Origin of the sequence: Symbiopectobacterium sp. (assembly GCF_047692315.1) — a bacterium.
GTDB lineage: Bacteria > Pseudomonadota > Gammaproteobacteria > Enterobacterales > Enterobacteriaceae > Symbiopectobacterium.
In genome coordinates, this window is record NZ_JBLLJS010000013.1 from 1 (window position 1) to 25,568 (window position 25,568).

Genomic DNA, 25,568 nt, shown 5'->3' on the forward strand with positions numbered 1-25,568 from the left:
CCCCCCCCCCCCCCCCCTTTCACTGCAAGCATGCTCAAGTGATGCGCCAGCAGTTCTTCCATGATTAAGCGTATTTGCGCCGGGTGTTTACCGTGTTCAAGCTCACTCAGTGGGGTGCCAGCCGGTGGGCGGTGCAATATATGTAACGCATCTGACAGACCGATCATGCTGCGGCTTAATTCCTGCGGCAGCAGCTCTTCTATCGGTTGTGCATCCAGGCGTTCCAGCGCCTGTTCGGTCAGTTTGCGCAACGTGGCCTGTCGAACCCCTTCGGTGGTTGGGTAAACCGGCGTCAGGGATTCTTGTAATTCCACCGATGGTTGTGCCTCGCCTTGAACGCGGTATTCCGGGTGGATAATCTCCGCGCCGTTCTTGCCACGCTTGATTTCACCGTAGGCGATAACGTGCTGCCCGGGGGACAGGCTATTCTTCATCGCAGCATTGAAGTTGAAGAAGCGCATCGTCAACACGCCGCTGCCGTCGCTGATCTGGCAGGTCAGCATGCGTTTGCGGCCAAAAACGATATCATTGCGCAACACTTCGCCTTCCACGGTGACGTAAATGCCGGGCAGCAGGTCGCCAATGGCGTAGAGGTGGGTGCGGTCTTCGTAACGCAGAGGCAGGTGCAGTAGCACGTCCTGCACGGTTTCCAACCCAAGGCGTGCGAGTTTAGCCGCCTGACTGGCCCCCACACCCGCGAGGGTGTTCAACGGTTGGTTATTCAGCAGGTGGCTTTTCATTGGCGGTCTCGCTATTCGGCGGCGGATTGCATGGCTGCCCACCAGGCGGTGTCGGCAACGACCTGCCCCTGGTTGTCGATCAGCGGGCGGGGGAGTTTTTTCCGCTTCGCTACGTGCGCCAGCACCGGATAGCCCCCTTCGAACAACAAGCGCTGTTGCTCATCATCAAGCATACCCACTTCACGTTGGTACATGCCCGCATTCTAACGCTGGCGCTGAGCTTCGTAAAGAATCAGTGCTGAAGCGACAGAGACGTTCAGGGATTGCACCATGCCGATCATCGGAGTGATGATATCCTGGTCCGCCAGAGCGAGCGCTTCTTGAGTGATACCGGTTTTTTCCTGGCCGAGAAGAATGCAGGTTGGTCGCGTGTAATCAATCTCGCGAAAATCCACTGCCTTGGTGGAAAGATTGGTCGCCAGAATTTGCATACCTTGCGTTTTTAAATGCGAGGCAGCATCGGCAATGGTGCGGTGTGTTTTAACCTGTACCTAACTGTTGCTGCCTGCCGCCGATGACACCAGTGTGCGCATGCGGCTGGTGGGCCAAACGGCATGCACTTCATGTACACCAACGGCATCGGCGGTGCGAATGACAACGGAAATATTATGGGGTTTGTGCACCTGCTCCATACACACCGTCAAATCGGGTTGACGGCTGGTCAGCATCTCTTTGATGCGGGCGTAGCGTTCTGGTGTCATACGATGTCTCTTGCATTATCCCGGCGCTCTTGGTGCGACCAGGACGGATACGGTGGCGATCAGTTGCGATTACGGGTCACTTTGATGACATCAGGCATCACGCGAATTTTGCGCATGACGTTAGCTAGATGTACCCGATCGCGCGTGGTCAAACGGATAAAGGCGCTATAGACGCGACCATCCCGCTCTTCCGTATTGATGCTCTGGATATTGGAGTTGGCGGCATTAATCGCTGCGGTCAGGTTGGCCAATGCCCCCTGATGGTTGAACATGTCGACTTTTATCTCAGCGATAAACTCTTGTTCGGTAACCTTATCCCACTCGACTGCCATGAATTTTTCCGGCTCTTTCTGGTAGCCGCGAATATTACGGCAAGACTCATGGTGGATGACCAAACCCTTGCCGGGGCTGACGTGTGCCACAATGGGATCGCCGGGGATCGGACGGCAGCATTTGGCAAAGGTGATCAGCACGCCATTTGCACCCTTAATCGGCAGTTTGCGCAAACCGGTGTGCTCTTGCTGTAACGGTTGCTCATCCAGCAGGTTTTTTGCGACCACCACACTCATGGCGTTGCCGAGGCCAATTTCCGCCAGCAGGTCATCCAGCGTTGTGAGCTTCATGCGATCGAGCTCGAGCTGGATACTCTTTTGCGGAATATCACTGAGCTTTCTGCCATTCCCCAAGGCGTGGTTCAATAAGCGACGCCCCAGACTCACCGAATCGTCGCGCTTGAGATTCTTCAGCATTTGGCGAATCTTGGCGCGTGCGCGCGAACTGACGACAAAGTTTAACCAAGCGGCATTGGGACGTGCGCCCGGTGCTGTAATGATCTCTACAGTCTGCCCGCTGTTGAGGGACTGGGAGAGCGGGTAGGGCTGTCTGTCTACGCGCGCGCCGACGCAGGCGTGGCCGATATCCGTATGTACTGCGTAGGCAAAATCGACCGGCGTCGCTCCAGCAGGAAGTTCGATGATGCGCCCTTCCGGGGTGAACACATATATTTCATCAGGGAAGAGATCGGATTTGACGCTCTCGATAAACTCGAACGAGCTACCTGCACTTTGTTGTAGCTCCAGCAGGCTCTGCATCCAGCGTTGGGCGCGTACCTGTGCCGTGGTGCTGCTTTCGCCTTCTTTATAAGCCCAATGCGCAGCCACACCCATTTCGGCCATCTGGTCCATGTCTTCGGTGCGAATCTGCACTTCCACCGGCACGCCGTGCGGCCCAATCAGCGAAGTATGTAGCGATTGATAACCGTTAGCCTTCGGAATAGCGATGTAATCTTTGACGCGGCCGGGACGCGGTTTGTACAGGCTATGCACCTGTCCGAGCACGCGATAGCAGGTATCCAACTCTTTGACGATCACCCGAAACGCGTAAATATCCATGATGGAATGGAAACGCTGTTCTTTCAGGTGCATTTTGCAGTAGATGGAATAGAGGTGCTTTTCGCGTCCACTGACGCGACAGGGAATGCCTGCTTCGTTCAACCGCCCTTCAATTTCGGAAAGGATTTTTTGAATCATTTCCTTGCGGTTGCCGCGTGCGGCTTTGACCACTTCCTTGATGACCCGGTAGCGGTTCGGATACAACGCCTCAAAACCCAGTTCTTCCAACTCGGTTTTCAGATGGTGGATACCCAAACGGTGTGCCAACGGGCTGTAGATTTCCAGCGTTTCACGCGCGATGCGACGACGCTTGTCAGGGCGCAGCGATCCCAGCGTGCGCATGTTATGCGTGCGGTCAGCCAGTTTGATGAGAATGACGCGGATATCCTGCACCATCGCCATAATCATCTTGCGGAAGTTCTCAGCCTGCGCTTCTTTCTTGTCGCGGAATTTCAGCTTGTCCAGCTTTGAGACGCCATCTACCAGTTCGGCGACGCTTTTGCCGAATTGTTGTTCAATATCCTGATAGGTGGTGGGTGTATCTTCGATGGTGTCATGCAACAGCGCTGCCATCAGCGTCTCATAATCAAGACGCATCTCCGCCAAAATGCACGCTACGGCGACGGGATGAGTGATGTAGGGTTCACCGCTGGAGCGTGTCTGCCCCTCGTGAGCATCACGTGCAACAATATAAGCCTGCTGAAGGCGCTTGATCTGGTCTTCCGGCAGATAGCGCTGAATCAGCAGATTGAGGCTTTCGAAGATATACAAGGGCGGCCCGTAGCGAGATTAACGACGACCTTCAGCAATCGCGGTAACCGCTTGGATTTCTGCGGCTTCTTGCTCTTGCTGTTCCTGACGCTCACGCACATCCAGAATCTGGTTGTTGATCAGGCCTTCTTCGATTTCGCGCAACGCGATAACGGTGTATTTGTCGTTCTCTTCAGGGACCAGCGGAGCTTTTCCGCCTGCTTGCATCTGGCGGGCGCGGCGAGCAGCGACCAACACCAGGTCAAAACGGTTACCAATTTTCTCTACAGCGTCTTGAACAGTTATGCGTGCCATAATGTGCTACTACTCCACAGGAAATAAAATGACTGCGCATCATACTGAAAGTGATGTCAGTCTGCCAATAGTTTGGTGATTAAAGCATCATGCCGCAATGCCTGGCGGCTCAGCAATAGGCGTTCAGCGCGGATGATGTTTTTCAGATCGGACAGCGCCAGATCGAAATCATCGTTAACGATCAGATAATCGTACTCTGCATAGTGTGTCATTTCTGCCACCGCTTGCGCCATACGTCGCGCAATAACTTCATCGCTATCTTGACCGCGTCCGCGTAAACGGCGCCCCAGCTCTTCTTTGGACGGCGGCAAAATGAAAATACTGCGCGCCTGCGGCATCCGGCGGCGGATTTGCTGCGCGCCCTGCCAGTCGATATCCAGGAAAATGTCTACACCGGTTGCCAGCACCTGCTCGATAGCGGCTTTGGACGTACCGTAGTAGTTCCCAAAGACTTCCGCGTACTCAAGGAAAGCATCTTCCTGAATCATACGCTTAAATTCATCCACAGAAACGAAGAAATAGTGTTCACCGTGGTTTTCGCCCGGGCGTTTGGCGCGGGTCGTGTGGGAAATTGACACCTGAGTGTCGTACAACGGCTGCGTTTTCAGTAACGCATTTATTAAGCTGGACTTCCCTGCGCCGCTGGGGGCGGAAACAATGTATAACGTGCCTTGAGCCATAGTGATGAACGTAATGTATGGTGAATGTGATGGGTCGGTTGACTGTTTCGCTGGTGCGAATTTTTGCATTATACACGCAGTAATCTTTACCGTCGTGTCGCCTGATATCACATCAAGTGATGACCGGATTCGTGATCGCTTTCGATAGTTTGCTTAAATTTTCATGCAATATGTAATTTTCGCGCGTTTTTTGGTTTCTGAGGCGTTTTAGTGTGTGCCAGCATAACGACAGAAACGTAAAGGATGCGCTTATGAGACAATCTGTTCTCCATTACGGCACTATGTTGTTTTTCCTGGTGCTGCTGCAATCATTGACGATGCTGGTGCGAACATCGATGTCTGACCCCACCGTGCGGGCAGTAACGCTGGTGGCTCAGGAAAAGCGTTTTTCTGTATGCTGGGATCGTTATTCCTGGTGGCAACGGCTGGACAAAAAGCTTGATTCAGCGCCTGATTCGACGAAAAAAACCTTACCTCACCGGCACTCTATGCAAATGGTGAAAATAATAACGCGCTGGATTAAGCAGGGAACGAAAACGATCCGCTGTATTCATAAAATTTCGTTGCAACGGTGAAAAGTTCTTACAGCGCTGGTGTTGTCACTCGTGCGGGATGTTATGCGCTAATCGAGCGACGGAATAAAAGCATTAGACACGTTTAAGTTTAACAAGGGTGTGTTCGCGAGAACGAAGGAAAGAGTTAAAAAATTATATTATTCATTAAGTTATAAATTATTCCTGTGTCCTAATTTTTTTAAAGAAGCATCAGTTTATGCTGGAGCCACAGTAATATGTCGGTGATTACCTCTTTTTCGCAGTCTGCTTTGTAGTTTTTTCTCGCAATGTATATTGGGTTATGTCTTAACGTCTCCGTCTATTATCGCCGCTTTGATGATGCTGCTTCCCCCTCTGGGGCCGTTATTGCCAAATTCCTGCCCGCGTTGATTGAATTATCGCTCAGTGTGCTATTCACTTTTTTCTTAATGCGGGTACTCTCTCTCGGCGGTCGTTATTTCTACCGCCTTATCGCCTCACTGTTAGTGTTGATTTCTGTTGCGGCCAGTTATTACATGACGTTTTTCAATGTGGTCATTGGCTACGGTATTATTGCTGCTGTGATGACAACGGATATTGATTTGTCAAAGGAGGTAATTGGCTGGCAGTTTGTGGTCTGGACGCTGTGTGTCAGTGCGATTCCCCTGGCGATCATTTGGAAGGCTGATTTGCGTAATACACTGATAGAACAATTAAAAACGCCGGGAAAACGCATAAAGCCAGTAGCGATTCTGCTTGTTGTCATCACGTTGGTATGGGGCACCATGGAATATATGGGAACCCAACAAAAGCGCATGGAAAAGCGCACCAATGTGGATTTGCCCAGCTACGGCGGCGTTATTGCACACTCCTATTTGCCATCCAACTGGATCTCGGCATTGGGGCTGTTTGCTTACACGCAATATGACGAAAGCCAGGATGCAGCGGAATTGTTCGACCCCGCCAAAAAATTTACCTATGTGGCCCCCGCCGGTATTGAGGATACCTATGTGATTTTTATCCTGGGGGAGACCGCTCGTTGGGATCATATGGGGCTGTTGGGTTATCAACGCGATACCACGCCACAACTGTTAAAAGAGCGCAATCTGGTGGCGTTTCGCGGTCAGTCTTGTGATACCTCAACCAAACTTTCCATGCGCTGTATGTTTGTGCGTGAGGGCGGCGTTGAAAACAATCAGCAACGCACATTAAAAGAACAGAACATTTTTAATGTGCTGCAATGTGCTGCGTTCACTGGGGTTTACCTCGGAACTGTTCGCTATGCAAAGTGAGGTCTGGTTTTATAACAGCATCAATGCCAATAACTATTCGTTTCGTGAAATGATCGCTTCCGAAGAACGTAATGAGGGCAAATCGGTGGACGACATGATTTTGGTCGACGAGGTGAAGCGTTCACTGGCGCGCTATCCTCAGGGTAAGCACTTGATTGTGCTGCACACCAAAGGCTCCCATTATCTCTATTCCATGCGTTACCTGCGCAGCTATGCGCGCTATCAGCCCGAATGTATGGGCGTTGATGCCTCTTGCTCACGGGAACAACTGATCAACGCGTTTGATAACAGCGTGTTGTATACCGACACCTTCATTAAAAACGTGTTGGATCAGGTGCGTGACAAGAAAGCGCTGGTGTTTTATGCCTCAGACCACGGTGAGTCGATTGATGAAAACTACCATTTGCACGGCACCCCGCGCGATGTCGCGCCGCCGGAACAGTTCCGCTCGCCGATGCTGGCCTTGGCGTCAGACACGTTCCTGGCACAACCGCAAAATACGCAAATGTTTGAACGGTTGAAAGCACAGCAGCGCGTGGGAACCCTCCACCGCCATGAGGAGTTGTTTGATTCCATATTGGGCTGCCTGGGTTATCGTTCGCCCGATGGTGGCATCAACGCCAGCAATAACTGGTGCGTGTTACCGTCACGTTAATGGGAGATGAGCATTGTTCGTTTTCGCGCCAACAGCGCGCTTGCGCGTGCTCTTTTATCAAAAAGGGATTGACGCTTTTTCGAGGGCGCAGTAATATGCGCCCCGCATTCGGCGAGTAGCGCAGCCTGGTAGCGCAACACGTTCGGGACGTGTGGGTCGGAGGTTCAAATCCTCTCTCGCCGACCAAATTCCCTCAGTTTTGTCTGATGCATTTCAGATGGGGCTGCAAGAAACGGTAGATGACATCATCTGCCGTTTTTTTTCGCCTAATATCCTGTCCAGATAGTCTCTGTTTACTCTTTTGGCAGAATGTCTTATTGCATTCAGGCTGATAATAAAAGTAACTTTTATAAGCTCATGATAATATTTATTTTGGTTCTATTGTAGGGTGTTTGGCTTATTTACATGCCAAGTATCAACTGACATTTTACGCTCTGTTTTGGGATGTTACATATCATAAAAGGAGCGTGTAAAAGTGAATATCAATAAGAATCTGTTAGCGTTATCTGTGTTGTTGGCCGCAATGGGCAGTTGTGCTATAGCTAAAGCGGATACACAGACAATCAGTCTGGGTTATTCTAATGCTAAAGTTCCTGGCTTTAAAAATATCCACGGCGCTACCGCAAAATATCACTATCAGGCGGATAATTCATTGGGTTTTATTAGCTCACTGACCTATATGGGTGGAACTAAAAAATTTAATGATGATGGAGATAAAGGAAAAGTATAACTGAAATATTATTCGCTGTTAGTGGGGCCATCCTATCGTGTCAATGAATTTGTTAGCCTTTACGGTTTAGCGGGGACCGCGCATGGTAAAATCAAAGCCTCTGGAACTGATTTTAAGGAAAGCGCGACAGGTTTTGCCTACGGTGCCGGTGTTCAGATAGCGCCTGCGGCAAACTGGACGGTCGATATTGGCTACGAGGGTTCAGGAATCAAGGAGGCGAAACTCAACGGATTCAATATCGGCCTCGGCTATCGCTTTTAAGCCTGACTATGTCGAAGTGGACTTCGGCGTTTGATCTCCCGCCTGAGGGGGCGTTGCGGCATGCTCTTCGCTGGGTGTTAACTTGCGTCCGGCGTGGTAATGCTGCCAAATGGTAAAATTTTCATTATCCATGGATTTGGCATACAAAAATCCTTGGAATGTAGCCAACCCCATGCTGTGTCGGGTAGCGAAGCTGACGCGAGGTTTCCCCCCCCTTCTGCCACAATCTTCAAATTGAGGCGGTGAGCAAGGCTGATAATGGTATCCAAAATCGGCGTCTCTTCTTCCTGTGATGAAATGGTACGGACAAACCCCTGATCGACTTTTAAATAGTCGAGCGGGAAACTTTGCAGGTAAGAAAGAGAGCAGTGGCCGGTGCCAAAATCATAAATAGCGATGTGTATGCCCTCCTGGCGTAGCTGTTGCAGGCGTTGCGCCACCTCGGGCCCTTCGCTGATGAGGCTGCGCTCCGTCAGTTCTAGCGTTATCAAGAAACGATGGGCCGCCACATTGGCTGCAAACTGGCGTATATCGGCGATAAACTCACTGTCTTGCAGATGCTCTGCCGATACATTCAGGCCCAGGTGAAAATGCGGCTCGATGTGCCAACTGGAAACGTCTTCTTCCACCAGTTTCAACAAATGTCGCGTCAACGGGATAATCATGTTCTCCGCTTCAGCGGCGGCGATAAACACATCCGGGCGAATTCACTGTCCATCGGCGCGACGCCATCGCAATGACGCCATCGCAATAAAGCCTCTGCGCCAGTGCAACGTTGCGCCTCAGTGCCGTAACCCGGCTGATAGTAGACAGAAAACTCATTGTTAGTAATACCGCGGCGTAATTCGTCCTGAAAGGAGAGCTTGCGTTTTTGCCAATACAGCGCGGCCAGAACAAACAGCGCGGAAAGCACCAACGTGAGCGGAAGAAGCGTCAGGAAGGCAAACTGCCAGGCTTTGCCCATTTCAGCGGCGGGGGCAGTAATGGAGACGGTAATGGGGAAACGTTCTGATGTAATGTGAAATTCGACGCCAGAAAGCCATTCGGGCTGATTCGGTACCGCGGTGACACTGGGATGAATCAAATCGCCATCTCCCACCCTGATATTCAGTTGAAAGCCGCGCAGCTTGTTGACGGCGTTCATTAAAGTCACCAGATATTGCGCATCCACCAGACCAAATGCGCCCCAGCTATCGTCTGGCGTGCGAATAAAAATGAGCGTCGGGCTGATGTCTGCATCTTTGATCTGATCAACAGAGAGGCTCCAGGCGGGAGGAAGTTTCGCCGGAAGCGGCATCATGATCACATCGCTGATTTCCAGGGCGTTATGGGCAAACAGCGAGGAGCAGTAAATGCTCTTGTCATAGGTCAGTCCAATAGCGCGAAAGTAGGCGAACTGCGCGCTGAGTAGTTGGAGATCGTCTCTGATATCCTCGCAGAGTTTTCCTTGCGGTGGTTGCAAGGCTTCCAGTAGTGACCAGGCACGGGTGGTGATGCTTTCAGACTGGTCGAGTGCCAGATTTGCCGTGGATTGCAGATCGCGTTTTACAATTTGCCGTGATTCTACAAAGGTAAAAAGTAATACCAATAGCAATGGGAACACCCCGGCGCAGAGAATCAGCCAGCGGCCCCGCTGTTGCGCGCGTTTATGCTGTGGACTCACGTCACTACTCCTTGGTACCACGTAGATATGACTCTGCCTGTCGTGGCGTATAGCATTGTGAAGAACCAGGCAGCCAGCGCACCCTGAAACGCGTCGTGACATGAAGACGTCTACGCGCTCTTTAAGTATATCAATCCCATGTAAATCGATCGGAAATTGTTTTGAAAGTAAAGGATGAAAAAAAAGGAGCCCAAAGTGGGCTCCCAGAAGGGGTTAGGCAAGCGTTAGCCTTCGTTGAGAATAAACATGCCGTAAGGGTGAATCTGCAGGTAGAGATCGTCACCCACGTTGGGCTGTAGCTGGGTGGCATTTACCTGTAATAGCAGTGATTGCCCGTGCCAGATGACGCTCACTTCATACTGTGAGCCCATGTAAGCCACATGGCGCACCGAGCAGCGCTGGCTCTCATCGCCCTGCGTATTAAGCGTAATGGCTTCGGGGCGTATGCCCACGGTGCATTCCCCTCGTTCCGCGCCGAAATGTTCCGGTTTAGGAATGCGATAGCCGAAAATCTCTACGCTGTCGGCCTGTCGCTGTGCCGGGAAGATATTGGCCTCGCCCATAAAACTTGCCATAAAACGCGAAGCGGGCTGACGGTACAGCGCTTGTGGCGACCCCATCTGCATGATGTGACCTTTATTCATCACCAGTACGCTGTCAGACACGGCAAAGGCTTCGCTTTGATCGTGAGTGACGTAAAGTGACGTGATGTTGAACTGCTGCTGCAATTCGCGGATTTTTTCCCGCATGCTGCGACGCAGGTTGGCATCCAGGTTACTCAGCGGCTCATCGAAGAGCAGCACTTTAGGTTTAAGAATCAATGCGCGGGCTAACGCTACGCGCTGCTGCTGGTCGCCGGAGATCTGATCGACATAGCGATCGGCAAAGCCTTCCAGATCCACCAGCGCCAACGCTTCGTTGACCCGATCGCGAATTTCGCTTTTGGGTCTGCCGAGCATCTTCAGGCCGTAGCCGATATTCTCTCCCAGCGACATGTGGGGGAATAACGCATAGAACTGAAACACCATACAAATATTACGCTGCTGGATGGAGCGATCGGTCACGTCTTCGCCGTCGATATAGATTCGACCTTCACTGGGTTTTTCCAGCCCAGCCACCAGTCGCAGTACGGTGGTCTTGCCGCAGCCGGAAGGGCCGAGCAATGTCACCATGTGTCCCTGTGGAATAGCCAGATCGAGATTTTCCAGCACGGTGTTGGTGCCAAAGCACTTTGTCACGCCTTTAAGTTCAACGAAGTTTTTACGCGGTGCCTGCTCCGCTTCAGCGGTGGCGTGTTGGGTTAATATAGTATCCACGATAGTCACCTTCTGATTATTGTGCGTTTTTGGCTTTGGAGCGGGCGGTGCGAGATTCGCCAACCAAATAGTCAAACAGGAAAATGATCGCCAGCATCACCACGATCAGGATAGAGCCGTAGGCGATAGCCACCCCATATTCACCGTCCTCGACGCGGTTCAGGGTATAGGCGGTGGCGACGCGCGTGTCCGGTGTCACCAGAAACACGATGGCACTCACCGTGGTGATGGCGCGCACAAAGCTGTAGATCAACGCGGAAAGAATGGCTGGGCGCAGCAGCGGCAGTAAAATGTAGACGATAGTGAGCATTGCCCCGGCGCGCAGGCTGAGGGAGGCTTCATCCAGCGATTTATCCAGTTGACCCAATCCGGCGATGCCCGCGCGAATCCCGACCGGTACGTTACGCATCACCATCGAGATGATGACGATGGCGGCGGTACCCGTCAGATAAATGGGCGCGTTGTTGAACGCTAGAATATAGGAGATACCCGCCACGGTTCCCGGTACGGCAAAACAGAGCATGGTGGTGAACTCGATGGTTTTTTTGCAGCGGAACTGCTGGCGTACCACGATATAGGCAATCAACAGGCCGAACAGCGCGGCGATCCCCGCGTAGAGCAGCGTATCGAGCAGTGAAGGCCAGGCTCCGTCGCTAACACCTTGTCCGAACAGGGTAATAAAGTTTTGCAGCGTCAGAGTGTAATCCACACCCCAGTTAACGGTGAAGCTGCCGTAGAAAATGCTGCCATACAGCAGACCGTTAAACGCCACCCAGGCAATGAGAATAAAGGTGACACCCCACACCATCAGGCGCGGCAGCGGTTGCACGTCGGCCCCGGCTGAATTTTCCGGAAATGGTGACGTAAGAACGTTTCCCTATCCACAGATATTGGATACAAAATACCACCAGCGAGAACACCAGCAGAATCACGCCTAGGGTACTGGCGGCCTGATAATCCAACTGCGCGCCGGTGATGTAGAAGTAAATCTGTGTGGCCAATACGTCGAAGTTACCGCCCAGCACCAGCGGGTTACTGAAATCTGCCAGTGACCGAACGATCACGATCAGGAAAGCGTTCGCCAGCGCCGGTTTCAAGAGTGGCAGGAAGATGCGGTTAAAGGTTTGGTAGCGGTTGACACGCAGCGTATAGGACGCTTCTTCCAGCGACGGGTGGATGCTTTTTATGGCACCGTCGAGGATCATAAATGCCATGGGAGTAAAGGCCAGTACCTGCGCAATCCAGATGCCGGTGAAGCCGTACAGCCAGTTGGTGTTGGTCAGCCCGAACCAGGAAACCATCAGCTCGGTCACATAGCCGGAACGGCCCATCATCAGCGTTAAGCCCAGCCCAACGATAAACGGCGGTGTGACAATCGGAAGAATGGAGAATACCCGCCCGATAATGGCGGTACGCTTGTCAATACGCGAGGTGTAAATCGCCAGCACTAGCCCAAAGAAAGTACAACCAAAGCCAACGGCCATGGCGAGCAGGAAGGAGTTCCAGATCACCTGAAGAATGTATGATTGCCCCAAAACCTAACGGCACGAATTCGCCCGCGCTGTTGGTAAACATGGGAATAAAAATGGCAATACTGGGGTAGAGAATAAAGATACCGATCAGCACAATGATGGTTATCAATGAGCCGATGACGAAGCGATCGCCGCCCAGCCATTCCAGGCGTGCCATGGCCAACGTCATGATAGCGCCTAACGCGATAAATATGCCGATGGTGGCATACCCCATGCCCTGCTGTACTACGGTGGCGCTGATTAACATAAACAGCATGCAAAACAGGGCATAGCCGGCATCAAACAGGTGGCGACCTCGCTGTTTACGCGAGGCGGGCGTGCGTGGACGCAGCAACAGAGCGAAGGGAAGCAACAGCCACAGCAGGCTGATATTGACGCCAGACCAGCCGTAAGCGTGCAGCACTTCTTCCCGGGTGGCACCGAACAGGCCGTAATCCAAACTCCAGGCAGGCATCAGCGCGAACGAGAGCGGGATAACGCCGAGCCAGAGAAAGATGGCGTCCAATGCCTGCGGGCGTTGAGCCGAGGCGAGTGAGTGAGACATGGATTTCCTTCTAAGTTGACGAATAGTCACAATGGTGATGGGGAGCCCCGGCTTATGCCGGGGCGGTGGGCTTATTTGCCCATCTTGATTTCATTCACCCATTTGGTGATAAGCGCTTTACGCACATCTTCCGCGCCGTATTTATCCATGTCGTAATTGATCAATTTCAGCTCTTCGAGCTTGAGCGACAGCGGTGATGCTTCGGCTTTGGTGTTGGTCAGGATCTGGTAGGACTGGCCCTTCTGCCAGGACAGTTCTTGCGCTTCTTTTGACAGCGCCCAATCGACAAAGAGCTTGGCATTTTCCAGGTTACACGCGTTTTTCAGAATGCTGACGCCGCCCACTTCATAGTCGGTACCTTCACAAGGCGATACCAGTTGCAGCGGGGCACCATTCTCTTTTTCCTGTGAGTAATCATGCAGGAAGCCGATGCCGATAGCGCTTTCGCCACGGGCGGCATTACGTGCCGGGGCAATACCCGACTTGGTGTACTGCGACACGTTGGCATTGAGTTTTTTCAGGTAATCAAAAGCCTGATCTTCACCCCACAGCTGCGAGAAGGTGGCCAGGGCGGTGTAGGCGGTGCCGGAACTTTGCGGGTCGGCAATCTGGATTTCACCTTTGTAGATAGGGTCGATGAGATCTTTCCAGCATTGCGGTACCGGCAGGTTTTTCTCTTTCAAACGTTCGGTGTTAACACCAAAGCCGAGAATCCCGATGTAGACTGCCAAAGAATAGTTGCCTTTGCGTTTCGCCGGATCGCGGAACTGCGGCATGATATTCGCCAACTCAGGGGAGACATACGGTTGCAGCAGATCCATCTCACCGGCCTGCGACTGCGGATCGAGCGTGCCTCCATACCAAACATCGGCTTGCGGGTTACGTTTTTCCGCTTCTACTTTTGCCAGCGTACTGCCAGAACCGTTGCGGATGAAGGAGGTTTGTACGTCATACTTTTCACCAAACGCTTTAGTTTCTGCTTCGCAGAAGGCGTTGGTGGCACTGCAATACACCACGAGACGGCCTTTGGCTTGTGCCGCGCCCGACAGTGTGGCCGCCGCGCTCCCGGTAACGATAAGGGCAGAGAGAAGAGAAAGTTTCATAATGCTTCCTTATTATCAGTGGTTAACAGCGTCAGGGCGGGCCTGAAGCGTTTGGCCCCCGAGACGGATGCATTTGCGATCGACTGGTGCCCGCCATCATCAATGGCATCAGCAGCAGCCCGACACAGGCTGCCGCCAGTGTCAGTAAGGCAAAGAAACCGGACCAGCCGTAGAATTGCATCCACTGGGCCAGCGGCCACCCTGCCAACGCCGCACCAAGATAAGCGAACAGGCCAAGAAACCCAGTGGCGGTCCCTGCTGCTTCCTTATGGGCGTATTCCGTGGCCGCCAGACCGATAATCATCTGAGGGCCAAAAACAAAAAAGCCGATACTGAAAAAATTCACCGCCAGCAGTGCGTAATGGTGGATAGGCACCAGCCAGATGGCGGTTACGCTGAGAAATAATCCCAGCGAGAACAGCAAAATCATCGGTGCACGTTGACCGCGGAACAGCAGGGCGGTTTCCACCCCAATGAGCACTGGCCAGTAACGGCGTGTCAGCAGAATCAGTAACGCCAGACGTAGCCCTTGTGGCAATAACAACGCCGCCTGTTGGCCGTTATCATTGAGGTAGAAGCTGATGGTCCACAATGCCAGCCAGCTCAAGCCATAAAACAGCGCCAGAAACAGCATCAATCCACAACGCCGTAGTGCAGACATGGTCGTATTACGCTTTATTGATCAGTTGGTGTTGCAAGGCGAAGTGCACCAGTTCAATGGTGGATTCGCATTGCAGCTTTCCGAGCACATTGGCGCGGTGCACGTGCACGGTTTTATGGCTCAGCGCCAGACGCTCAGCGATGGCTTTGACGCTCACACCAGCCACCAGCAGATCGAACACCTCGCGCTCGCGCGGCGTCAATTCATGTAAGGCATCTGATTTCTGCGGCGGGTGGCGCAGGGCGCGCATCGCATCGGCGCACAGATAAGTACCGCCCGCGTGCACGGCGCGCAGTGCCTGCACCAGCTCTTCCGGGCCACAGCGTTTGGTGAGATAACCGCGTGCGCCCGCATCCAGCGCGCTTTGCACAAACGCGGAGGTATCGTAAATGCTGAGGATAATGGCGCGAAAATCCGGGCGTTTTTGTCGCAAATGCGCCAGTAGGTTTAGCCCGCTCTCGTCTGGCATATCAATATCCATCACTGCCACATCAATATTCATGCGCAACAGTGACGACCAGGCGCTGGCAGCCGAGGCATATTGCCCGACCACCTGCATATCAGGCTCGAGTGAAAGTAATTGGGCAAAACCGGAACGCACCACTACGTGGTCGTCAATCAAGGCTACATTAATCATGTTGCTGTAACAGTCATGAAAACTTTCTGCATCATGCGCAGGAAAACACGGTTACAGCAACCACCGATCGATAAATTGTTGGGAGGTTAACACTATTTGCTGGCGATGGGTTAACAGCCGCACTGCAAAGGGTGTTTTGCCTGCCCCTGATCGCCTTCAATGGGGTAGCCATCACGTTTCCACCAATCCAGCCCGCCGATCAGTTCTTTGACTTCAAATCCCAGCATTAACAGCTTGAGTGCCGTTTGCGTCGATCCATTGCAACCAATACTGTCGCAGTAGCAGATGTAGAGTACCCGATTTGTCCAATGCCGTGGTGGTATCGAACGAGAGTTCTCGATGGGGCAAATTGACGGCACCGGGAATATGCTCGATTTGATAATAACTGTGCTGCCGGCCATCAACCACCACGAGGTTCTTGCCTTGCTGGCGCGCCCAGTGCAGGTCGGCAGCGTCAATTTCAAACGTCAGCTTTTGCTGGTAGTAGTTGATTTGTTCAGTGATGGACATGATTTCCCCTTTTTATGACGTGATGTAGCACGACGTGATGTAGCACAAAGAGCGTGGATAGACGCCCTTGCCGTAAGCGGGAAAATAACAGGTCTGTTAATGCGGTAAATTCAATTGTTTTTCAGGCATATGAATTTTTTTTGAGGACGTTTGCCAACGTTTTTACGGCGATCTCCAGTTCATAGGGCGTGTGTGCGGCGAACTCCATCAGAAAGCCAGTGCGGTGTTGATGCAATGCAGAGAGTGTCGATAGCCCCAGCAGGTCGACACCAGCCTGGCGGGCGCACTCTACCACCTCACGTTCGGGATAAACACGCAGGGCATCTGCATGCCGCCGCTGGGCACCAAGGGCTCCACGATATCGGCCAGATGCTGTCGCACCAGCCGTGCCAACACATCACGTCGCTCGGCATACAGCAGGCGCATGGTGCGCACATGGGCACCAAAGTGACCATCTTCGATAAAGCGCGCCAGTGTGAGCTGGGGGATGGGCGCACTGTGGCCATCCAGCAGGGTGCGGGCCACGGTCATGGGTGCCACCAGCGACGGCGGCAGCACCATATAGCCGATACGCAGGCCGGGGAACTGAAGGTGCCGATGTAGATCGTGCGCTCGTGCAGGTCCAGTCCTTGTACACAGGCGGTGGGTTTGCCTGCATAGTGGAACTCGCTGTCATAATCGTCCTCGATAATCCAGCTTTGGTGTTGTCTGGCCCATTCAATGACAGCCAGCCGTCTATCCAAGGCCAGCGTTGCACTGGAAGGAAACTGGTGTGAAGGCGTCAGAAACACCGCTCTGAGCGGTACTTCAGAAGAAGCTGCGGCGGTAAAAAGCTGATCCACTCTTACGCCATCGGCATCCAGAGGCACCGGCACACCGATGAGACCAGCAGCATCGAATGCTTTGCGCGCGCCGTGGTAGGCGGGTCTTCGAGGAGGATTTTGTCGCCCACATCAAGCAAGACATTGGCACACAGAGTCAATGCCTGCTGGGAACTGGTCAGCACCAGCACCCGCTCGGGTGTTGCGCGTGCGCCACGCGCCAGATTCACGTGATTGGCAATGGCCTGGCGCAGTGGCTCCATGCCCTGAGGTGGGCTGTGCAGCAATGCCTGAGTGCCATATTCTTTCAGTACCTGCCGTTCCAGATGTTCCCAGATGGCGAGTGGGAAACTGCGCGTTTCCGGCACGCCCGGTGCAAAAGGGCGAGAGATGAGAAAATCGCGTACGCCACCGCCCTGAAACATCGCGCTACCACGCTGGCTGAGGCGCGGCGTCCCGCTGTCAGCCTCCGCTCGCCGGGGTTTGCCGCGTCCTGGCAAACGCCGTGTTCGTTCAGAGACGAAGCTGCCACTGCCCACACGTCGCTCAATGAAGCCTTCTGCGTGCAACTGCCCGTAAGCCGATTCGATGGTATCGCGGGAAACGCCCAGAGACGTTGCCAATGCGCGCGATGCGGGCAATGGTCTGCCCACATCCAAAACGCCATCGAGGATCAACTGACGTACAGCCCGTTGTATGCGCACATGCAGCGGCAGGGCGTGCTGTGCGGGATCGCCGATCCAGGCTTTGACCGATTCAAGCTGGGCATGTTTAAATAATTGGTCTGTATCTCTTCGGCTAATTGGTGGGGTGGTTCAGGCCATTTTAGAGCTATAAATAACGGGTACAACCTATTTCAGGTTAATGGCAAAGTCCGTTGTTAGGTGAAGTGCGGCGGTGGGGTCGTAGCGGCGTAAGCCGCCGGAGCGCCCCTCGTCGTGATTCGCCGGGAAACACGGACATATCGAAAAGGGGGTTGTGTGCAACCTCTAATAGGTACAACCCGTTTGTTCCCTTTTTCAGGAGTTAGTGTCAGGCCATGTCATCTTCTACTTCACGCTCATCGGTTCTTGAGAGCACGCAGACCCATCACGATCGCCACGGCCTTTATCCTGAGGCAACGACCGTTGAGGATTTCCGGCACAACCTGGCGGCGGTGCAGGCGCGTATCGAGGCGGCCTGTCACCGCGTGGGGCGCGATCCTGCCACGGTGCGTCTGCTGCCGGTCAGCAAGACCAAACCCGAAAGCAACCTGCGTATGGCGTATGCGGCGGGTTGCCGCATGCTGGGTGAAAACAAGGTGCAGGAAGCGTTGGGTAAGTGGGAGGTAATGCAGGATCTGACCGATTTGCAATGGTCTGTTATCGGCCATTTGCAAACCAATAAGGCTCGGCTGGTGGCGCGTTTCGCCACCGAGTTTCAGGCGCTGGACAGCCTGAAACTCGCCGAAGCGCTGGATCGTCGTCTGCAAAGTGAAGGGCGTTCGCTGGATGTGTTTGTGCAGGTCAACACCTCCGGTGAGGTGAGCAAATATGGCCTCGCGCCCGAGAACGTGTCGGCATTTATTCAGGCATTGCCCACCTTCAGCGCGTTGCGCGTGCGTGGATTGATGACGCTGGCGCGCTTTTCCAGTGAGGCTGAACGAGTACGCGAGTGCTTTGTGCTATTACGCACCCTGAGCGATCAATTGCGGCAGAGTGCTCCCGCACAGATTGAGCTGGATGCGCTATCGATGGGGATGTCGGGTGACTTCGAGATAGCGATCGAAGAGGGCGCCACCGTGGTGCGCGTTGGACAGGCCATCTTCGGCGCTCGCGCGCTGCCTGACAGCCATTACTGGCCCGGAGAGCCATCGCAATAATGCCCATCCGCCACTGATGAATCAAATGCGACTATTTCAATTTAGAGGACAATGCCATGTATGACGCTTCCCTTACCCTGACCGATGTCGACCCTGAGCTGGCGGATGCCATCCTGAATGAAGAACGCCGTCAGGAGGAGCACGTCGAGCTGATTGCTTCTGAGAACTACGCCAGTCCGTTGGTGATGGCTATCCAAAATTCCGTGTTCACCAACAAATACGCCGAAGGTTACCCAGGCAAGCGCTATTACAGCGGCTGTGAGTTTGTCGATGTGGCGGAGCGCTTAGCCATCGAACGCGCCAAGGTGTTGTTCGACTGCGACTATGCCAATGTGCAGCCTCACGCGGGCGCTCAAGCCAATGCGGCGGTGTTTCTGGCACTCACAAACCCCGGTGATACCGTGATGGGCATGAATCTGGCTCAGGGGGGGCACCTGACGCACGGCAATCCGTCCAACTTCTCGGGCCGTCACTACAAGATTGTGCCCTATGGGCTCGATCCCGAGACGGGGCTTATCAACTACGACGAGATGGAGCGTATTGCGCTGGAAACGCGACCTAAAATGCTGATCGGGGGGCTTTTCTGCCTACTCGCGCCACAAAGACTGGGCACGGATGCGTGCCATCGCCGACAAAGTAGGGGCTGTGTTTTGGGTGGATATGGCGCATGTTGCAGGTCTGGTGGCTGCGGGAGAATACCCCAATCCGTTGCCCTATGCTCATGTGGTAACCAGTACGACACACAAAACCTTGCGCGGCCCGCGCGGCGGCATCATCCTCGCCAAAGGGCAAAGTGAGGATTTCTACAAGAAGCTCAATGCTGCCGTGTTTCCCGGTATTCAGGGGGGACCGCTGATGCACGTTATTGTTGCCAAAGCCGTAGCTTTCAAGGAGGCGCTGCGTCCTGAGTTCAAAACCTACCAGCGTCAGGTGGTGACTAATGCCCGCGCCATGGCGGCCGTGCTGCAACAGCGTGGTTACAAGATTGTCTCGGGCGGTACTGACAACCATCTGATACTGATTGACCTCTCAGACCGCGCTTACACGGGCAAAGACGCCGATGCTGCGCTGGGTGATGCCTATATCACCGTGAATAAAAATACCGTACCTAACGATCCCCGTTCGCCCTTTGTCACCTCCGGGTTGCGCATTGGCACACCGGCGGTAATCACGCGCGGTTTTGGCGCCACCGAGTGTGAACAACTGGCCGGCTGGCTGTGTGATGTACTGGATGTGCTGGAGAACGGTGAAAGTGCACAGAGGGCTGTGCGCGATCGGGTTCGTAAGCAGGTGGTGGATTTATGTTGTTGCCATCCGGTCTACCGATAACTGACGGTAAGCCAAGCCCCCCCTACGCTGCGTTGAAAAGGATAACGACGGCTGCTATAACGGGACAATCAAGGTGGCCGGGTAGCGTATGGACAGCAAAGTACTGAAGCACTTTTTAAAAATCGTCCAGTTAGGATCGCTGACGGCGCAAATCAAAAAACTGGAACAACACATGGGGTTCCGGTTGCTCAACCGTACTAACAAGGGTGTGTCGCTGACCCCGGAGGGTCAGCACATGCTGCCAGAAATCATGGCGATGGTCAGAACGGCGGAGCAACTGCAACGCAAGGTTGATCAGTTGCGCCAGCATGCGCCAACGACGCTACACATCGCGCTGAACAGTACGTTTTCACTGGATATTAACCACAGCATCATGAACTTTATGATGGATACGCTGCACGGTTATCGCATCGTATTTAGCAGTTCTGAATCGCCGGAAAACCTAACCAAACTGGCCAATGGCGATGCAGACATGGGGATGGTGATTGGCTGTCCGGCGCAATGTGATGACCCTATGTACCTGATTGATGCACTGAAAGTGCCGATCGTGGCGGCGATGGCACCGGGCACCACGCTGGCACTGGCTCCGTTGATCAAACCGGTGGCGGAATGCGCTTATGTTCGTGTGTTCGAGCGCTTTGTGGCCATGTATCAGCCGTGGGTGCAGGGGAAAGCGGTTTACGATTCCGGAAGTGAACAAGTCAGTATGTCATTAATGAAAAGCCAGGGTGGCGTGGGCATGGTGTCGCAAGCGATTGCCGAAGCGCATCAACTGACGGTGGTACCGGATTTCATGGATGCGTTGGATGTGTATCTGGCGATGAAAAATCCATTGCTGGATAACCAAGATATCGCGGCGCTCAATGCGTTGCTCTCATTGCCAGCGACGAGCGTGCCGCCGGCATCTGCATGGGTTTAGAACGTCACATTAATTTTTCCCCAGAAGGTTCTTCCCAGCTCATTCACCGTGGTATTGGCGGAATAACCGAAGCTGCTGTTACCCGCCAGATTCAGGTGCTCGCTGTAGGCGGTGTTAAACAGGTTGTCGACGCCTGCACCGACCTTCACCTGCTCAGTGACTTTATACGCCAGATTGGCAAAGAAAATGGCGAAACCGCTGCTGCTGCCGAAATCTTTACCTACCACATTGCCTTCGTTAACCGCTAACCGACTTTGGCTGCTGACCAGTCGCAGCAAGCCGCCGCTGCTCCAGTTGCCAGATTCCCAGGAGAGCCCTAAGCGTGTTTCCAGCGGCGGAATTTGCGGCAGAGGGCGGCCATCTGAACGGTTCTCAGCCCAAAGAGTAAGCCAGGCTGGCATCCGTTTTCCAATGATCGGTCAGTTGATAGCTCAAGCCGGTTTCACCCCCCAGGGTGAGCGCATTGACGTTATCCGCCTGACTTATACGGGCATTGTTGGCATTGTAACGAAACAGAATAAAATCATTCACCCGACCCACATAAGCGGATACCCAACTGGTCAGGCGTTCCCCTTGGTATTGAGCACCGATATCCAACTGGGTGGTTTTCTCCGTTTTTAAATCATCTAATGCATTGGTGCTGCCTCCGGGGCCGCGTTTAGGCGAGAAAAGCTTCCAGTAATCGGGGAAACGTGTGGTGTAGCCAACCCCGGCATAGACCATCAACGGCAATGAAGCGACAGTGTGCTCTACGCGCAGGAAGCCGGCGGGCAGCGTGGCGCTGCGGCTGGGTTGTTCTGCTGCGGTGAAATTATCCACCTGCGCACGATCCAGTCTCGTACCGGCAATAATCTTGTTTTGTGCGCTGGCCTCCCTGGTCAGTTCACCGAACAGGCCATAATTGTGGAAACGGGCATCTTTGTCCCAGCGCCCATTGTCCAAACTGCGGTGGGTATTCAACTGGGTATCGACGCCCGTTTGTAACTGGTAGTCCTGCCACAGCCAGGTGGTCATCATCCTGCCGCCGACGGTTCGGCGATCCAGACGCATTGCCATTGCCATCGGCATAGACATACCCATGCCTCCCATAGACATGCTGCCCGGCGTGCGCAAACTGAAGTTATCCATGACGTGGTCGGCATAATTGTAATAGGCGCTGGCTTCGAACTTATCGAGCAGGGGGCCAATGTTGCTCTTTTCAAAACGCAGCCCCAGGCTCTCCCGTTTGAACTGCGAGCTATCCATGCTGAGCCCTGCGTAGCGTGCTTCGCCATCGCCTGCGGAAAGTTCCAGCAGTGTATCCTTATCTGGCGTCCACCCCAGTGCGATATCGCTGTTCCACTTATCCCACTTTGAGGGCACACGGCGGTTATCACCGTCCTTGTAGTCGTTGGCGCGGGATTTGTTTCCCGTCAGTCGTAGATAGCCTTGCTCGTTGCCGACGCTGATATCCGCATTTTGATCCCAGCGGCGATTGGAGGCGGCCAGCAGGCTGACATTTCCTTTGACGCCAGCCTGCGTGAACTGAGGGGGTAACCTTTCGAAGCGCAGCGTGCCCGCGGAGTTACCCGGCCCCCATAACACGCTCTGTGGCCCCTTAATTAACGTGAGTACATCGTAACTTTCCGGCGAGATATAAGAGCTGGGTGCATCCATTCGTGCCGGGCAGGCACCGAGCATTTCGCCATCGTTGGTGAGCAACCGCAAACGCGATCCAAACATGCCGCGAAACACCGGGTCACCGTTGGTGCCGCCATTGCGAATTTGGCTAAAGCCGGGGATGGTTTTCAAGTAATCCGACCCATCGCTGGCGGGGACGGGTTGGCGCGGCGTTTTTGGGGAGGTCACGATGGTTAACGGCGAATAGACCGGGGCCGTTACCGTCATCACATCGCCTTCATCGTGATGGTATTGCGCTTTCTTCGCGGGTCGTTGCCTGAAGCGGTAAGGAGCTGAATACCGCCAGTAATGTGATTAACATTATAGTTTTGTTCATTATTTTCACCTGTCTTCGACCGTGCGTATGACAAACGCCACGATCGGCAGCCACCTGATCCCGGTGGATAAAAAGGTTATGTCGTTGCGAAAAGGCAGATATGCGTTTCGAACGAGATGAAATATCCCTGGCCCATAAGCGCGAGGTTTGCGGGCACGACATGTCCACGGTGTTAACCCGATAACCGGTTACTGTGGAAAGGGGAATTTACGCTGTGGGTGACAGATGAAGGCGCGGCGGCACACGCGGAAGATGCGTGGCATCAAGCTGGGGGCAAAGCGGAGGGAGAACTCGGGGGAGTGGCGGTGCCCGAGCTAACAGGACCATCAGCCACATAAATATGCCGACGATAAAGGGGACATGTACCAGCAGTTCACAGTAGCCGCAGGCGAACCCCTCTTCCTGCATCATGGCGGCGTGATCGTGAGCAGCATGCGTTGCGCCGTGATGATTCATCGCCATTTCGCGGGTTTGCGGTAATGGCATACGATCGGCACGTCCCTTTGATATCACTGGAGCGACAAACAGCAGTAGCACTGCCAGTAATGCTGCGCTTTTTTGTGTCGTTACGTGTGAAACGATCATCGGGCAAGAGAAACCAGAGTGGAAACAGAGGCGTAGTCTATCGCAGGAGCGATGATGAGAATGAGAAATATTATCTTATATTATCGATTTCTTGCTTTATGTCATACTTGGTTGAACATTGCTGCATCCGACATAACCCCTCCGTGCCTGGCATAGTGGTATTGTGGTCATGGGTGTATGATTTTAGCAGTGGGTTTCAGGAGGCTGATTTGAGTACGGACATTGCGCCACGCGGCAGAGGGCGACCGCCAAAAACCGATGCGAGCTATAATGCGAGCTATAAAGACACGCGCGAAGTATTGATTCGCAGTGGGTTGGCGTTGCTGACGCAAAATGGCTTTCTTTCCACCGGTATCGATGCCATCGTGAAAAACGTCGGTGTTCCCAAGGGTTCTTTTTATTACTATTTTGAAAATAAAGAGGATTATGGGCGCGCGGTGCTCGCTTCCTATGACAGCTTTTTTCAACATAAGTTGAATAAATTCCTGTCAGATGCGTCTGTGACGCCGATGAAACGGCTCAGCCATTTTGTGGCAGATGTGGGCCGAGGCATGCAGAAATACGCCTTCACTCGAGGTTGTCTGGTGGGCAACCTGATGCAGGAAGCGTCAGGATTGCCCGATGCGTTTCAGAGGGCAGTTGCAGCAGATTCTTAAGGCATGGCAAGGGCTGGTGGGAGCCTGTTTGCGGGCTGCGCTGGCCACAGGCGAAATCCGCACTGCGACGTCACCCGAGCAACTGGCAGAGATGTTCTGGAGCGGTTGGGAAGGGGCGGTGATGAGAGCCAAACTGTACCAATCCACTCAACCGCTTAATGAATTTTGGTACTTCTTTTCGCATGCCCTCGGTTATCACTCGGATGATGAAGTATCGCGCTGACAGCAGCGTGCTTTTCACTGCCGAGAAATTGATAAATAACAAACTTTTCTCACTCTTCAATGCCGGTTGCGGCGCTTCGCTTGAAACGCAAAGTGATGACCGTTACCTTGATATTAATTTATAGACGATCGGTCAATAATTAAATTAATGAATTGTTCCCGCCACGGGCGAACGATACGGAGACGAGGTTTACATGTTCAATGCAATAGTGATCGACAAGGTTGAAGGTAACTACCATACGGCGCTGGTGGCGCAAGAGGAAAGCGCATTGCCGGAGGGTGACGTTACTGTCGCCATCGACTACTCCTCCATCAATTACAAGGATGCGCTGGCCATCACGGGGAGTGGCCCTATCGTGCGTAAATTCCCGATGGTACCCGGTATCGATTTTGCTGGCACGGTAACAGAAAGCGCTAACCCGGCGTACAAAGCCGGTGACAAGGTGCTGTTGACCGGATGGGGCGTTGGGGAAAAACATTGGGGCGGCCTTGCAGGTAAGGCGCGGGTGAGTGTTGAGTGGTTGACGCCGCTGCCGCAGAGCGCGGATGCCAAGCACGTGATGGCGATCGGCACGGCTGGGTTTACCGCGATGCTTTGTGTCGAAGCTGTGCTTAACCATGGGGTGAAACCGGAGGATGGGTGACGGGTGCCAGCGGCAGCGTGGGCAGCTACGCGGCCCTCATTCTTGCGCAGTTGGGTTATCAAATGGTGGCCTCCACGGGCCGCCCGGCAGAGGCTGACTGGCTGCGTAACGAGGTGGGGGTGAGTGAAGTTATCGATCGTGCTGAACTGAGTGCGCCGGGTAAACCGCTGCAAAAAGAGCGCTGGGTGGCGGCTGTGGATACCGTGGGCAGCCATACGCTGGCTAACGTGTGCGCCAGTATTCAGTATGGCGGCGTGGTTGCCGCGTGTGGCATGGCACAAGGGCTGGATTTCCCGGCGAGCGTTGCGCCGTTTATCCTGCGCAACGTCACCTTGCAAGGTATCGACAGTGTGATGGTGAGTACGGAAAAACGCCCTGCACTGTGGGAGAAAGCCTGTAAACACCTGCCGATGGCAAAACTGGCTGCGTTAACGACGGAATACCCACTGACGCAGGCCATTGATGTTGCTGAGGCATTGCTGGCGGGTAAGGTGCGAGGCCGTGCAGTGATTAAATGCTGA

17 protein-coding genes, 1 tRNA gene and 9 pseudogenes are annotated in these 25,568 nt (G+C 53.6%); 11 read left to right on the forward strand and 16 right to left on the reverse strand.

The features are described from left to right. The 5 genes and pseudogenes from ACMZI0_RS06630 to gmk all read right to left on the reverse strand — a co-directional run. Positions 1 to 740, reverse strand: a 740-nt coding sequence (locus ACMZI0_RS06630; protein WP_415672372.1) for an OB-fold nucleic acid binding domain-containing protein, incomplete at its 3' end; no start/stop codon positions are given. A gap of 11 nt (positions 741 to 751) precedes the next feature. Continuing rightward, positions 752 to 1,441: pseudogene (gene trmH, locus ACMZI0_RS06635) on the reverse strand (tRNA (guanosine(18)-2'-O)-methyltransferase TrmH). 59 nt (positions 1,442 to 1,500) lie between these two features. Next, positions 1,501 to 3,603, reverse strand: a complete 2,103-nt coding sequence (spoT, locus tag ACMZI0_RS06640) for a bifunctional GTP diphosphokinase/guanosine-3',5'-bis pyrophosphate 3'-pyrophosphohydrolase (RefSeq protein ID WP_415672373.1) — start codon at positions 3,601 to 3,603, stop codon at positions 1,501 to 1,503. 18 nt (positions 3,604 to 3,621) lie between these two features. Then, complete coding sequence (gene rpoZ, locus ACMZI0_RS06645; RefSeq protein ID WP_415672374.1) at positions 3,622 to 3,897, reverse strand: DNA-directed RNA polymerase subunit omega; 276 nt, start codon at positions 3,895 to 3,897, stop codon at positions 3,622 to 3,624. Positions 3,898 to 3,953: 56 nt separating this feature from the next. Then, complete coding sequence (gene gmk, locus ACMZI0_RS06650) at positions 3,954 to 4,577, reverse strand: guanylate kinase (protein WP_415672375.1); 624 nt, start codon at positions 4,575 to 4,577, stop codon at positions 3,954 to 3,956. A gap of 251 nt (positions 4,578 to 4,828) precedes the next feature. Here gmk and ACMZI0_RS06655 point away from each other — a divergent pair, with 251 nt between their 5' ends. The 5 genes and pseudogenes from ACMZI0_RS06655 to ACMZI0_RS06675 all read left to right on the forward strand — a co-directional run bounded on the left by ACMZI0_RS06655 (position 4,829) and on the right by ACMZI0_RS06675 (position 8,048). Continuing rightward, complete coding sequence (locus tag ACMZI0_RS06655) at positions 4,829 to 5,152, forward strand: hypothetical protein (RefSeq protein WP_415672376.1); 324 nt, start codon at positions 4,829 to 4,831, stop codon at positions 5,150 to 5,152. A 266-nt stretch (positions 5,153 to 5,418) separates the two neighbouring features. Continuing rightward, positions 5,419 to 7,057: pseudogene (eptB, locus tag ACMZI0_RS06660) on the forward strand (kdo(2)-lipid A phosphoethanolamine 7''-transferase). Between the two features lie 109 nt (positions 7,058 to 7,166). Next, positions 7,167 to 7,243 (forward strand) — tRNA-Pro (locus tag ACMZI0_RS06665). A gap of 289 nt (positions 7,244 to 7,532) precedes the next feature. Continuing rightward, the gene (locus tag ACMZI0_RS06670; RefSeq protein ID WP_415672377.1) at positions 7,533 to 7,787 is read left to right on the forward strand and encodes an Ail/Lom family outer membrane beta-barrel protein; all 255 of its coding nucleotides are present in this window, start codon (positions 7,533 to 7,535) and stop codon (positions 7,785 to 7,787) included. A 15-nt stretch (positions 7,788 to 7,802) separates the two neighbouring features. Continuing rightward, positions 7,803 to 8,048, forward strand: a complete 246-nt coding sequence (locus ACMZI0_RS06675; protein WP_415672490.1) for an Ail/Lom family outer membrane beta-barrel protein — start codon at positions 7,803 to 7,805, stop codon at positions 8,046 to 8,048. A 77-nt stretch (positions 8,049 to 8,125) separates the two neighbouring features. Here the strand turns inward: ACMZI0_RS06675 and ACMZI0_RS06680 are convergent, their stop codons facing one another. The 9 genes and pseudogenes from ACMZI0_RS06680 to ACMZI0_RS06720 all read right to left on the reverse strand — a co-directional run bounded on the left by ACMZI0_RS06680 (position 8,126) and on the right by ACMZI0_RS06720 (position 17,638). Beyond that, on the reverse strand, positions 8,126 to 8,743 hold the full coding sequence (locus ACMZI0_RS06680; protein ID WP_415672378.1) for an EAL domain-containing protein: 618 nt from the start codon (positions 8,741 to 8,743) through the stop codon (positions 8,126 to 8,128). After that, the gene (locus tag ACMZI0_RS06685) at positions 8,710 to 9,711 is read right to left on the reverse strand and encodes a CSS-motif domain-containing protein (RefSeq protein ID WP_415672379.1); all 1,002 of its coding nucleotides are present in this window, start codon (positions 9,709 to 9,711) and stop codon (positions 8,710 to 8,712) included. The genes ACMZI0_RS06680 and ACMZI0_RS06685 overlap by 34 nt, the downstream gene beginning before the upstream one ends. 224 nt (positions 9,712 to 9,935) lie before the next feature. Further along, complete coding sequence (gene fbpC, locus ACMZI0_RS06690) at positions 9,936 to 11,018, reverse strand: ferric ABC transporter ATP-binding protein (protein WP_415672491.1); 1,083 nt, start codon at positions 11,016 to 11,018, stop codon at positions 9,936 to 9,938. A gap of 25 nt (positions 11,019 to 11,043) precedes the next feature. Beyond that, a pseudogene (locus tag ACMZI0_RS06695) lies at positions 11,044 to 13,103 on the reverse strand (ABC transporter permease). Positions 13,104 to 13,174: 71 nt separating this feature from the next. Then, a complete protein-coding gene (locus ACMZI0_RS06700; RefSeq protein WP_415672380.1) occupies positions 13,175 to 14,206 on the reverse strand; it encodes an ABC transporter substrate-binding protein in 1,032 nt (343 codons plus the stop codon). A 31-nt stretch (positions 14,207 to 14,237) separates the two neighbouring features. After that, positions 14,238 to 14,669, reverse strand: a pseudogene (locus ACMZI0_RS06705) (MFS transporter family glucose-6-phosphate receptor UhpC); the annotation flags it as partial. Between the two features lie 205 nt (positions 14,670 to 14,874). Continuing rightward, positions 14,875 to 15,504 (reverse strand): response regulator, encoded by a 630-nt coding sequence (locus tag ACMZI0_RS06710; RefSeq protein WP_415672381.1) that lies wholly within the window; start codon positions 15,502 to 15,504, stop codon positions 14,875 to 14,877. A gap of 110 nt (positions 15,505 to 15,614) precedes the next feature. Next, positions 15,615 to 16,014: pseudogene (locus ACMZI0_RS06715) on the reverse strand (rhodanese-like domain-containing protein). Positions 16,015 to 16,135: 121 nt separating this feature from the next. After that, positions 16,136 to 17,638 (reverse strand): annotated as a pseudogene (locus ACMZI0_RS06720) (PLP-dependent aminotransferase family protein). Between the two features lie 236 nt (positions 17,639 to 17,874). Here ACMZI0_RS06720 and ACMZI0_RS06725 point away from each other — a divergent pair. From ACMZI0_RS06725 to ACMZI0_RS06735, 3 genes and pseudogenes are all read left to right on the forward strand, one after another. Then, on the forward strand, positions 17,875 to 18,696 hold the full coding sequence (locus ACMZI0_RS06725; RefSeq protein ID WP_415672382.1) for a YggS family pyridoxal phosphate-dependent enzyme: 822 nt from the start codon (positions 17,875 to 17,877) through the stop codon (positions 18,694 to 18,696). Positions 18,697 to 18,752: 56 nt separating this feature from the next. After that, positions 18,753 to 20,025: pseudogene (glyA, locus tag ACMZI0_RS06730) on the forward strand (serine hydroxymethyltransferase). A gap of 88 nt (positions 20,026 to 20,113) precedes the next feature. After that, complete coding sequence (locus ACMZI0_RS06735; protein ID WP_415672383.1) at positions 20,114 to 20,944, forward strand: LysR family transcriptional regulator; 831 nt, start codon at positions 20,114 to 20,116, stop codon at positions 20,942 to 20,944. On the opposite strand, the pseudogene ACMZI0_RS06740 reads toward ACMZI0_RS06735, so the two are convergent. Continuing rightward, positions 20,941 to 22,846: pseudogene (locus tag ACMZI0_RS06740) on the reverse strand (TonB-dependent copper receptor); the annotation flags it as partial. The gene ACMZI0_RS06735 and the pseudogene ACMZI0_RS06740 sit on opposite strands and share 4 nt — an antisense overlap. 301 nt (positions 22,847 to 23,147) lie before the next feature. Next, the gene (locus tag ACMZI0_RS06745; RefSeq protein ID WP_415672384.1) at positions 23,148 to 23,525 is read right to left on the reverse strand and encodes a DUF2946 family protein; all 378 of its coding nucleotides are present in this window, start codon (positions 23,523 to 23,525) and stop codon (positions 23,148 to 23,150) included. A gap of 209 nt (positions 23,526 to 23,734) precedes the next feature. Between ACMZI0_RS06745 and ACMZI0_RS06750 the strand changes: the two genes are divergently transcribed. The 3 genes and pseudogenes from ACMZI0_RS06750 (at position 23,735) to ACMZI0_RS06760 (ending at position 25,568) form a co-directional block, all read left to right on the forward strand. Next, positions 23,735 to 24,181, forward strand: a complete 447-nt coding sequence (locus tag ACMZI0_RS06750) for a TetR family transcriptional regulator (protein ID WP_415672385.1) — start codon at positions 23,735 to 23,737, stop codon at positions 24,179 to 24,181. Continuing rightward, positions 24,147 to 24,404 carry a TetR family transcriptional regulator C-terminal domain-containing protein gene (locus ACMZI0_RS06755; protein WP_415672386.1) on the forward strand — a complete coding sequence of 86 codons (258 nt, stop codon included), beginning with the start codon at positions 24,147 to 24,149 and terminating at the stop codon, positions 24,402 to 24,404. Before ACMZI0_RS06750 ends, ACMZI0_RS06755 begins: the two co-directional genes overlap by 35 nt. A 193-nt stretch (positions 24,405 to 24,597) precedes the next feature. After that, positions 24,598 to 25,568, forward strand: a pseudogene (locus ACMZI0_RS06760) (MDR family oxidoreductase).